This window comes from Streptomyces araujoniae (assembly GCF_050871195.1).
GTDB lineage: Bacteria > Actinomycetota > Actinomycetes > Streptomycetales > Streptomycetaceae > Streptomyces > Streptomyces bacillaris.
On sequence record NZ_CP194070.1, the window covers coordinates 7631957 to 7644477 of the forward strand.

Annotated in this window: 1 protein-coding gene (cut by a window edge); it reads left to right on the forward strand. The window is 75.4% G+C overall.

The annotated features are described in order from the left end of the window. Positions 1 to 12521 carry the 5' portion of an amino acid adenylation domain-containing protein gene (locus ACQ9ZG_RS32245; protein ID WP_499281520.1) on the forward strand. 4822 nt of this gene lie beyond the right edge of the window, so the window shows 12521 of its 17343 coding nt (coding positions 1-12521); the start codon lies at positions 1 to 3; its stop codon lies beyond the right edge, outside the window.

A 12521-nucleotide genomic window follows, 5' to 3' on the forward strand; every position in this document is an offset into this window, starting at 1 on the left:
ATGACCACCGACCGCGAACGCCTGCCGCTGACCGAGGCCCAGCTCGGGCTCTGGTCCGCGCAGCGACTCGACCCGGCGAACCCGGCGTACCTCACCGCGGAGTACGTCGAACTGACCGGGGCGCTGGACGAGCAGGCGTTCGCCACGGCGGTCACCCGGGCCATCGGTGAGGCCGACGGGCTCTCCGTCCGCTTCACCGCCGACGGGGACACGGTCCACCAGGAGACCGGAGCCGTACCGCCCGCCCGCCCCGCGCTGCTGGACTTCCGCGAAGCCGACGATCCGGACGCCGCCGCCCACGCGTGGATGGCCCACGAACTCTCCCTTCCGGTCGACCTGGAGGACGGCCCGCTCCAGCTGCACGCCCTCCTGCGCACCGGGGACGGACAGTGGCTCTGGTACCACCGCTGCCACCACATCCTCCTCGACGCCTACGGCTACGCCCGCTTCGCGGAACGGGTCGCGGAGCTGTACGGACACCTGCGCGCGGGCACCACACCGCCCGACGCGTCCTTCGGTTCGGTCCGTGACGCGCTGGAGGAGGACCGGCGGTACGCGGAGTCCGAACAGCACGCGCTCGACGCCGCGTTCTGGCACGACCTGCTCGCGGACCGCCCGCACCCCGCGACCCCCGCCCGCACCGAACCCACCCGGCCCGCGCACCGGGCGCTGCGCACCGGACTCCGGCTCTCCGCCGCCGACGCCGAACGCCTCACCGCCTTCGCCGCGCAGGCGCGCGCCACTTGGCCGGAGGCCGTCACCGCCGCCTGGGCCCTCTACCTCACCCGCCTCACCGGGACCGGCGAAGCCGTGATCGGGCTGCCCGTCAGCAACCGCACCGGCAGCGTCCTCGCACGGCTCCCCGTCACCGCCGTCAACGTCGTCCCGCTCCGGATCGCCGTCGACGAACGCGAGCCCGTCGGGGACCTCCTGCGCCGCGTGGTGAAGACCCTGCGCCGGCAGCGCCGCCACCAGCGCTACCGCGGCGAGCAACTGCGCCGGGACCTCGGTCTGTTCGGCCACGGCAAGCGCCTGGTCGGCCCCCAGCTCAACATCAAGCCCTTCACCACCCGCATCGCCTTCGGGGAGTGCGAGGGGACCGTCCACTCGCTCGCCGCCGGAGCGGTGGAGGATCTGACGGTCACCGTGAGCGGGCAGGGCGGCCCGGACGGCCTCACCGGGCTCGGCCTCGTCGTGGACGGCAACCCCGAGGTGTACGGCCCCGAGGAGCTGGACTCCCACCTCCACCGCTTCTCCGCCCTGCTGGACCGCCTCGCCCGCTGCGCCACCGACACCCCGGTCGGCCGCCTCGCCCTCGTGGACGGCGCCGAACGCCACCGGATCCTGGAGGAGTTCAACACCCCGGCCGACGACGACGCCCCCGCCCCCGACCTCTTCGAGGGGTTCGCTGACCAAGCCCGGCGCACCCCGTTCGCGGTGGCGCTGCGCTGCGGCGAGCAGACCCTCACGTACGCCGGACTCGCCGCCCGGGTCGGCCGGTTGAGCGAAGTCCTACGGGCCCGGGGGGCCGGGCGCGGCACCCTGATCGCCGTCGCGCTGCCCCGGGGCGAAGCCCTGCTGGTGACCCTGCTGGCCGTCGCGGCGGCCGGGGCCGCCTACGTGCCGCTGGACCCGCGCTACCCCGCGGACCGGCTGCGGTACATGCTCGACGACAGCCGCCCCCTGCTGCTGGTCACCGACCGGACGCCCGACGACGGGCCGGTCCCGGGCGGCGACACCGGCACACCCGTGCTCACCGTCGATCCCGGCGGAACCGCTCGCGATCCGCAGCCGGCCGGGCGCGCCGCCCCTGCCGAGGCCGCCCGCCCGGGCGACCCCGCGTACGTCATCCACACCTCCGGCTCCACCGGCCGCCCCAAGGGGGTCGTGGTGCCCCGGCGGGCGCTGGCCAATCTCCTCGCCGCCATGGGCCGGCTGCTCGGCCTGTCCGGTGAGGACCGGCTGCTGGCCGTCACCACCGTCTCCTTCGACATCGCGGCCCTCGAACTCTTCGTCCCCCTCCTCAGCGGGGCCACCGTCGTCCTCGCGGACGAGGAGGCGCAGCGCGACCCCTTCGCCCTCGCCGCGCTGCTCAGGGCCGCCCGCCCCACCGTGATGCAGGCGACCCCCTCGCTCTGGCGCGTCCTCGCCGACGCCGACCCCGACGCCCTCGGCGGGGTGCGGGTGCTCAGCGGGGGAGAGCCGCTCCCCGCCGACCTGGCCCGAACCCTCGCCCGCCACGCGGACGGGCTCGTCAACCTCTACGGGCCCACCGAGACCACCGTCTGGTCCACCGCCACCACCCTGGACGCCACCGCCGCGCCGCACGTCGGCAGGCCGGTCCGGCGCACCCGCGCCTACGTTCTGGACCGCACCCTCGCCCCCGCCCCCGTCGGCGCGACCGGTGAGCTCCACCTCGCCGGTGAGGGCGTGGCCGACGGCTACCTCGGCCGCACCGGGCTCACCGCCGAACGCTTCGTCGCGGACCCCTACGGGCCGCCCGGAGCCCGGATGTACCGCACCGGCGACCTTGCCCGCTTCCGGGACGACTCCACCCTGGAGGTGCTCGGGCGCGCGGACCACCAGGTGAAGATCCGGGGCCACCGGGTCGAGCCGGGCGAGATCGAGGCCGCGCTCCTGGCCCACCCCTCCGTGACCGAGGCGGCGGTCACGGCGGTCCCGGGCCCGCACGGAGAGCCGACGCTCGTGGCGTACTGCGTCCCGACGGCCACCGCTGCCGGGACCGCTACGGGCACCGACGCCGGTACCGGCACCGAGACGGACACCGACGCCCGGACCGCCACGGCGGCGGACACCGGCACGGGTACCGACGGCGGCTGGGCCGACCCCCTGCGTGCCGCCCTCGCCGCCACGCTCCCCGAACACCTGGTGCCCGCCCACTTCGTCGCCCTGCCCGGGCTGCCGCTCACCCCGAACGGCAAGACCGACCGCGGCGCCCTCCCCGCCGTCGGGACGGACCCCCGCCCCGGGCAGGGCCGCGATCCACGTCCCGGCGCCGAGGCGCTGCTCTGCGAGCTGTTCGCCCAGGTGCTCAACCGGCCCGGCACCTCGCCGGACGACGACTTCTTCCGGCTCGGCGGCCACTCGCTCTCCGCCGCCCGCCTGGTCACCGCGCTCCGCGCCCGTACCGGCGCCGAACTCGCCGTACGCACGGTGTTCGACCACCCGACCCCGGCCCGGCTCACTCCCGTACTGGAGGCGGCCCGGGAGTCTGCCGCCGTACCCCCGCCCACCCGGCGGCCACGGACCGGGGAACTGCCGCTCTCCTTCGGGCAGCGGCGGCTCTGGTTCCTCGGGCGGAGCGACGGCGAGGACGGTTCGTACAACATTCCGCTGGCCCTCGACCTCACCGGACGGCTCGACCCGGCCGTGCTCCGCCTCGCCCTCGCGGACCTGGCCGCACGCCACGAGATCCTGCGCACGGTCTTCCCCGCCGACGGGGGAGAGCCTCGGCAGCACATCCTGGATGCCGTGTCGGGCCTGCCGGAGCTGGCCGAACAGACCGTCGCAGGAAATGAACTGACGGAACATCTGGTCCGGGAAGCCGCTCGGCCGTTCGCCGTCGAGAGCGAAACGCCCCTGCGCGCGGCCCTGTTCACCGTCGTCCCGGACGGGGAAGAGGAGCCGGACCGCCAGACCCTGCTCCTTGTCCTGCACCACATCGCGGCGGACGAGTGGTCCCTGCCCCCGCTCCTCGACGACCTTGCCGCTTTCTGTGCCGCCCGGCTCGGCGGCACGCCCGCCGACCGCCCGGCACTCCCCGTGGACCACGCCGACTTCGCCCTCTGGCAGCGGGACGTCGTGGCAGCGGTGGAGAAGGACGACGCGGCCTACTGGCGATCCCGGCTCGCCGGGGCGCCCGAACAGCTCCAGCTGCCCTGGGCCCGGCCCCGGCCCGAGCGGACCGGTGGCCCCGCCCGCACCCACGACTTCACCATCGGCGCCGAACTGCACTCAGGAATAAGGGCGTTGGGGCACTCGACCCGCACCACCTCCTTCATGGTGCTGCACGCCGCGTTCGTCGCCACGCTCGCCCAACTCGGCTGCGGCGACGACCTGGTGATCGGCACCCCGGTCGCCGGGCGGGACGACGAGGCGCTCCGGGACAGCGTCGGCTTCTTCATCAACACCCTGCCGTTGCGCGTCGACCTCGGCGGCACCCCCAGCTTCCTGGAGCTGCTGGAACGCACCCGCCACGGTGACCTCGCCGCCCTCACCCACCAGCGGCTGCCGCTGGACCGGATCGTCGCCGAGGTCAACCCGCCCCGGCTGCCCGGGGTGAGCCCGCTGTTCCAGGTGCTGTTCGCCGTACGGGAGGAGTTCCCCGACCGGGCCACCCTGCCCGGACAGCAGGGCCGGCCACGGCTCGTCTCCACGGGGGCGGCCAAGTTCGACCTTCAGTGCACCATCAGCGAGGACCCGGTCACGGGCACCGCCACCGGGCAGCTCGAATACCGCACCGACCTGTGGGACGCCCGCGTTGCCGACCGCTTCGGCCGGGCGCTCCTGCGGGTCCTGGAGCAGGTCACCGCCGACCCGGCCCGCCCCGTCGCCACCCTGACCGCCGCACCCGGTCCGGAGAGCGCGGCGCCCGCCCCGCACCTCGTCCCGGCCACCGGCCTCGCGGAACTCTGCGCCGCGCAGGCGGCCCGCACCCCCGGCCGGACCGCTCTCGTCAGCGGCGAGGAGCAACTGACGTACGGTCAACTCGACATCCAAGCAGCTCGATTGGCGCGCCTGCTGGCCGAGCGCGGCGCCGGTCCTGACGCTCTCGTCGCCATCGCCCTGCCCCGGGGCACCGACCTTCTGGTCGCCCTGCTCGCCACCGCCCGGACCGGGGCCGCCTACCTGCCGGTCGATCCCGGCTTCCCGGCCGAGCGGGTCCGGCTGCTGCTCACCGACGCCATCCCCGCGCTGCTGGTTACCGACCGGGCGACCGCCCGCACCCTCGGCGCCGAGCCGCGTACCGCCCTCCTCCTCGACGACCCGGAGACCGCCCGCGCCCTCGGTGAGGCCGCGCCGCTGGAGCCCCGGCCCGTTCACGCCCTCGCACCCGCCTACACCATCTACACCTCCGGCTCCACCGGCCGCCCCAAGGGCGTCGTCGTCACCTCCGGGGCCGTCGCCAACTTCCTGCTCTGCCTGGCCGACACCCTGAGGTTCACCGGGCGGGAGCGGATGCTCGCGGTCACGACGGTCGGCTTCGACATCGCCGTACTGGAGCTGTTCCTGCCGCTGATCACCGGCGGCACCGTGGTTCTCGCGGAGCGGGAGCAGGTCCGCGACCCGGCGCTCCTCGCCGGGCTTATCCGCTCCGCCCGCCCCACCGTCATGCAGGCGACCCCCTCCCTCTGGCGGTCCCTCCTGGACCACGACGAGGACGCGGTGGACGGGCTGCGCACCCTCGTCGGCGGCGAAGCCCTCGCCCCCGACCTGGCTCGTCGGCTCGCGGACCGGGGCACCGGGCTGGTCAACCTCTACGGGCCCACCGAGACGACCATCTGGTCCACCGCCGGCACGCTCGACGTGGCGGAGACCGGCGACCCGCACATCGGCACCCCGCTCTGGAACACCCGCGCGTACGTCCTCGGCCGGGGGCTCGTCCCGCTGCCCGCAGGGGTGACGGGGGAGCTCTACCTCGCGGGGGACGGGCTCGCCCAGGGGTACGCGGGCCGGGCCGGGCTCACCGCCGAACGCTTCACCGCCGACCCCTACGGGCCGCCCGGTGCCCGTATGTACCGCACCGGCGACCTCGCCCGTTTCCGGGAGGACGGCACCCTGGAGATCGTCGGGCGCGCCGACCACCAGGTGAAGATCCGCGGCCACCGCATCGAACCCGGTGAAGTGGCCGCCGCCCTGCGCGCCCGCCCCGAGGTCTCCGACGCGGCCGTGATCGCCCACCAGGACCCGGCCGACCCCGCCCCCCGGCTCATCGGCTACCTCACCGGACTCCCCGGCACCACCCCGCAAGAGCGGGTCGAGGCCGCCGCCCGCGTCCGCGAGGAGCTGCGCACCGTCCTGCCCGGCCATCTGGTCCCCGCCCTCTGCCTGCCGCTCGACACGCTGCCCCTCACCCCCAACGGCAAGCTGGACCGCAGCGCCCTGCCCGCCCCCAGCCCCGCCCACCGCACCACCGGGCGCGCCCCGGAGGGCCAGCGCGAGGAGCTGCTCGCCGCCCTCTTCGCGGAGCTGCTCGGTGCCGAACAGGTGGGCGCGGACGACGACTTCTTCGCCCTCGGCGGCCACTCCCTGCTCGCCGCCCGGCTCGCGGGCCGGGCCGCCGAGGTGCTCGGCCACCCGCTCTCCGTCCGCCAGATCTTCGACGCCCCGACCGTCGCGGCCCTCGCCGCCCGCTCCGCGCCGCCGGCGACCGCGCTGCCCGCCCTCGAACGCGTCCCCCACGACACCGCCGCCCCGCCGCCCCTCTCTCCGGCGCAGGCCAGGCTCTGGTTCCTCAGCAGGCTCCAGCCCGGTGCCCACTACCACCTTCCGTTCGTCCTCACCCTCACCGGCGAGACCGACCTCGCCGCCCTGACCGCCGCCGTCACCGACCTCGCCGCCCGCCACGCCGTCCTGCGCACGGTCTTCCCCGAGACCGGCGGCACCCCGCAGCCGCAGGTCCTCAAGAGCGCCGCACCGGTCCGGGTCCGGGCGGCCGACGGGCCGGACGACGTGGAGCGGCTGCTCGACGAACTGAGCGCCGAGCCCTTCGACCTCGCCACCGAACCCCCGCTGCGCGTCACCGTCCTCACCGAGGACGGCCGCACCACCGTGCTCCTCCTCATCCACCACATCGCGGCCGACGAATGGTCCGTCGAGCCCCTGCTCACCGACCTCTCCGCCGCCTACCGGGCCCGCCTGACCGGCCGGGCGCCCGACCTGCCCCCGCTCCCCGTGCGCTACACCGACTACGCCCACTGGCAGCGGACCCTGCTCGACGGCGGCCACCTCCTGGACCGGCTGGACTTCTGGCGCCGTACGCTCCATGGCGCCCCGCCCGTCCTCGCGCTGCCCACCGACCGGCCCCGCCCCGAAACCCCCAGCGGGCGCGGTGGATTCGTCCCCTTCACCCTGCCCGACGAGGTCGCCTCCGGCCTGCGCGCTCTGGCCGCCGCCACCGGGGTGACGCCGTTCATGGTCACCCAGGCGGCGCTCTGCACCCTGCTCACCGGACTCGGCGCCGGTGAGGACATCCCCCTCGGCGTCCCGACCGCCGGGCGGGGCGGGCGTCACACGGAGCAGCTCGTCGGCTTCTTCGTCAACACCCTCGTCCTGCGCACCGACCTCTCCGGCGACCCGACCTTCCGTGAACTCCTCGGCCGAGTGCGGACGGTGGACCTCGAAGCCTTCGATCACGCGGAGCTGCCCTTCGAGCGGCTGGTGGAGGAGCTCAACCCCGAACGAGGCGCCGCCAACCCCCTGTTCCAGGTGATGCTGACCTACCAGAACCGCACCGCGCCGCCGTTCACCGCCCCCGGGGCCGACGCCGCCTTCGCCCTGCGGGAGACGCCGACCGCCAAGTTCGACCTGACCGTCGGCTTCACCGACCACCTCACCACCGGGGCCATCGACGGGGCGGTGAACTACAGCGCCGACCTGTTCGACCGCGCCACCGCCCACACCCTCGCCGACCGGCTGGTGGCCGTGGTGTCCCGGGCCGTCGCCCACCCGGACGCCCCGATCGGCTCCCTCGGCGTCCTCCTGGACGGCGAGGAGGAGACCCTGCTGCGCGCGTGGAACCCGCGCGACTCGTACCCGGACACCCCGTCCGTCCTCGACCGGTTCGCCCGCGCCGCCCGGCTGCGGCCCGACGCACCCGCCCTCAGCCACGAGGGCCGCACCCTGACCTACGCCGAACTCGACGCCCGTACCAACTCGCTGGCCAGAGAGCTGATGTGGCGGGGTGCGGGCCCCGAGGAGCGCGTTGCCCTGCTGCTGCCCCGCTCGCTCACCCTGGTCGAGGCGGTGCTCGCCGTCGCCAAGACGGGGGCCGCCTACGTGCCCGTCGACCCCGCGTACCCGGACGAGCGCATCGCCTGGACCTTTCGGGATGCCGCCCCCGCCCTCGTCCTCACCGACACGGCCACCGTCCACCGCGCCCCCGGCGACTGCGCCGTACCCGTCCTCGTACTCGACGGGGAGGAGAGCACCTGGCCCCAGCGGTCGCAGGAGCCGGTCACCGACGCCGACCGCGCCGCCCCGCTGAGCCGGGACCACGCCGCGTACCTGATCTACACCTCCGGCTCCACCGGCCGCCCCAAGGGCGTCGTCGTCACCGGCCGCAACCTGGCCCGCCTCTTCGACGCCACCGCCGAGGACGCCTTCGGCCCCGACGACGTCTGGACCCTCTTCCACAGCTACGCCTTCGACTTCTCCGTCTGGGAGATGTGGGGCGCCCTGCTCCACGGCGGCCGGCTGGTCGTCGTCCCGCACGCCGTCACCCGCGCCCCGGACGACTTCCTCGCCCTGCTGCACCGCGAAGGCGTCACCGTCCTCAACCAGACACCCGCCGCCTGCTACCAGCTCACCGAGGCCCTCACCGCCCCCGGCTCGCCCGGCGCACCCCCGGCACTGCGGCTGATCGTCCTCGGCGGGGAGGCCCTGGACCCCGCCCGGCTCGCCCCCTGGCTCCACCTGCCCCGCGCACCGCGCGTGGTGAACATGTACGGCATCACCGAGACCACCGTCCACGTCACCACCCACACCCTCACCCCCGAGACGGCCCTTCCGGGCACCAGCCCCGTCGGCCGGGCCGTCGACGACCTCCGCCTCTACGTCCTGGACCGCGCCCTGCGCCCCGTACCGCCCGGTGTGAGCGGCGAGTTGTACGTCAGCGGGGCCGGGCTCGCCCGGGGCTACCGGGGGCGTCACGCGCTGACCGCCGAACGCTTCGTCGCCGACCCGTACGGCCCGTCCGGCACCCGGATGTACCGCAGCGGCGACCTCGCCCGCTGGTCCGCCGACGGCACCCTGCACTACCTGGGCCGGGCCGACAGCCAGGTGTCGCTGCGCGGCTTCCGCATCGAGACCGCCGAGATCGAGGCGGTCCTCCGCACCCGGGGCGGAGCCCGCTCCGCCGCCGTCCTGCTCCGCGAGAACCTGCCCACCGGCCCCGGGCTCGTCGCCTACACGACCGGGGAAGCCCCGGCGGACGCCCTGCGCGACGCGTGCGCCGCCGCCCTGCCGGACCACATGGTGCCCACCGCCTTCGTCGGCGTGGACCGGCTCCCGCTCACCGCCAACGGCAAGCTCGACCGGGCCGCCCTGCCTCTTCCCGACACGGAGTCCGGACGATCCGACGGCCGGGCCGCGCGGACCCCGCACGAACGGCTGCTCGCCGGGCTCTACGGCGAGGTGCTGGGCCGCGCCCCGGTCGGCGCGGACGACGACTTCTTCGCGCTCGGGGGCCACTCCCTGCTCGTCACCCGCCTCGCCGGACGCGTGCGTACGGAGCTGGGGCTCGACATTCCCGTACGGACGCTCTTCGAGGCCCCGACGGTGGCCCGGCTCGCCGCCCGCCTCACGGGGCTCACCCGCACGGCGGGGGAGGGGGCACCCGCATTCGCAGTTGCGGCCGCACGCCCCGAACGGCTGCCGCTCTCACCGGCCCAGGCCCGGCTCTGGTTCCTGCACCGGCTCGGCGGAGCACCCGTCACCTACGCCGTCCCGCTGCTGCTCAGGCTGCACGGCCCCGTCGACGAGGACGCCCTCGGCCGCGCCCTCACTACCCTGACCCACCGCCACGAGATCCTGCGCACCTGCTACCCCGAGCACGAGGGCCGCCCGGTGCAGCAGGTGCTGCCCGAAGCCGCCTCCGTACCGCTGATCCGTGTCCCGCTGGAGAACTGGGACGTGGAAGAGACGCAGGAGGCGGCCCGGCGGCTGGCGGCGGAGCCGTTCGACCTGGCCGACCGGCCACCGCTGCGCGCCCACCTGTTCACCGGCCCCGACGGTGAACACGCCCTGCTGCTGACGCTGCACCACATCGCCTTCGACGAGGGCTCCACCGCCCCGCTCGTACGGGACCTCGGCAGGCTGTACGCCGCCGAACTCGACCCGGAACAGCAGCCGTTGGCCGCACCCGCGCTCCAGTACGCCGACTACACCCTGTGGCACGGGGCGGCCGCCGAAGTCCGGGAGAACGGGCTGCTGGCGTACTGGCGCACCGCGCTCGCCGGGGCGCCCGAAGAGATCGCGCTGCCCCTGGACCGGCCCCGGCCGTCGGAGGTCGACGAGCGGGGCGACTCGGTGGAGTTCACCATCCCCGCCGAGACCCACCGGGCCGCCGCCCGGCTCGCCCGCGCGGGCGGCGCCACCCTCTTCATGACGCTCCAGTCGGCCCTGGCCGTCCTGCTCAGCGGCCATGGAGCGGGCCACGACCTGCCGATCGGCACCACGCTCAGCGGGCGCGGCGAGGACGGGCTCACCGACCTGCCCGGGCTGGTCGCCAACACCGTCGTCCTGCGCACCGACACCTCCGGCAACCCGACCTTCACCGAACTCCTCGCCCGGGTCCGCGCCGCCGACCTGGACGCCTTCGACCACGGCGACCTGCCCTTCGAACGGCTCGTCGACGACCTCGCCCCCGAACGCTCCCTCTCCCGCCACCCGTTGTTCCAGGTCGCCCTGATCCACCAGAACGCCCCGGAACGCACCCGCCCCTTCGGCCCCGGCACCGCCGACGTGGAGCTGGTCGAGACCCGTGCCGCCAAGTTCGACCTGACCTTCGCCGTCGTCGAAGAGGCCGGTACGGACGGTCTGAAGGCCGCCCTCAACTACCGCACGGCCCTCTTCGACCGCCCGACCGTCGAAGCCCTGGCCCGCCGGCTGACCACCCTGCTGCACCGGCTCTGCGCCTACCCCGACCTGCCCCTCAGCCACATCCCGGTCCTCGACGGGACGGAACAGCGGTGGGTGCTCGAAGCCTCGGCCGGCCCCGCCGTGCCCGTGGCCGCCCGGACCCTCACCGACCTGGTGCGCGACCAGGCGGCCCGCACCCCGGCGGCCGAGGCGCTGCGCGACGGCGGCCGGAGCTGGAGCTACGGCGAGTTCGACACCGAGGCCGACCGGCTCGCCGGACTCCTCGCGGACCAGGACGTGCGACGCGGCGACATCGTGGCCGTCGCTCTGCCCCGGAGCGCCGAACTCGTCCTCGCCGTCCACGCCGTCCAGCGCGCCGGAGCCGCCTATCTGCCGCTGGACCCGGCCCTGCCCCCGGCCCGCATCCGCGATCTGCTCCGCGACGCCGGCGCCGTCCTGCTGATCACCGACGCGGCCGGGTCCCTGCCGGAGGAGGCCGTGGACGGCATCCCGCTCCTGGACGTCCGTACGCAGGACGTGCCGCGCTTCACCACCGTGCCCGACACCCCCCGCCCCGCCGACCCCGCCTACCTCCTGTTCACCTCCGGCTCCACCGGCCGCCCGAAGGGCGTCTCCGTACCGCACGGCGCCGTCGTCAACCGGCTGCTCTGGGCACAGCAGACCTACCGGCTCGACGCCGACGACCGCGTCCTGCTCAAGACACCGGCGAGCTTCGACGTATCGGTCTGGGAGCTGTTCTGGCCGCTGCTGGCCGGGGCCACCCTCGTCACCGCCGGACCCGACGACCACCGCGACCCGGCCGCCCTCGCCCGGCTGATCCGCCACCACGCCATCACCACCGCGCACTTCGTCCCCTCGATGCTCGCGGCCTTCACCGCCGTCGCCCACCCCGACGACTGCGCCACCCTGCGCCGCGTCCTCGCCAGCGGCGAGACCCTGACCGCCACCGCCGCAACCGGGCTGCTGCGCCTCGCCCCGCTCACCGAGCTGCACAACCTGTACGGCCCCACCGAGGCCGCCGTCGACGTCACCGCCCACCGGGTCACCGGCGACGACATCACCGCCGGGCGCATCCCCATCGGCGCCCCCGTCTGGAACACCGCCACCCTGGTCCTGGACGAGCGACTGCGCCCGGCACCTCCCGGGGCAGTGGGGGAGCTGTACCTCGCGGGCGTCCAGCTCGCCCACGGCTACCTGGGCCGCCCGGCCCTGACCGCCGAACGCTTCGTCGCCCACCCCTACGGCCCGCCCGGCAGCCGCGTCTACCGCACCGGCGACCTGGCCCGGCTCCGCCCCGACGGGCTGCTCGAACACCTCGGCCGCGTGGACGACCAGCTCAAACTGCGTGGCCAGCGCGTGGAGCCCGGCGAGATCCGGGCCGCGCTGGACGCCCACCCCGGGGTCGCCCACAGTGCGGTGGTCGCCCGCGAGGACGAGGCCACCGGGGCGACGCACCTCATCGGGTACGTCGTCCCCCGCCCCGGAACACCCGGCGACCCCGCACATCTGCCCGCCGGGCTGGAGGAGCACCTCGCCGCCCGCCTCCCCGCCCACCTCGTCCCCACCGCCCTCGTCCCGCTGACCGCCCTCGCGGTCACCGCCAACGGCAAGCTCGACCGGGCCGCACTCCCCGCCCCCCGGCTCGCCTCCCCGGAGACCCGGACCGAACCGGCCACCGA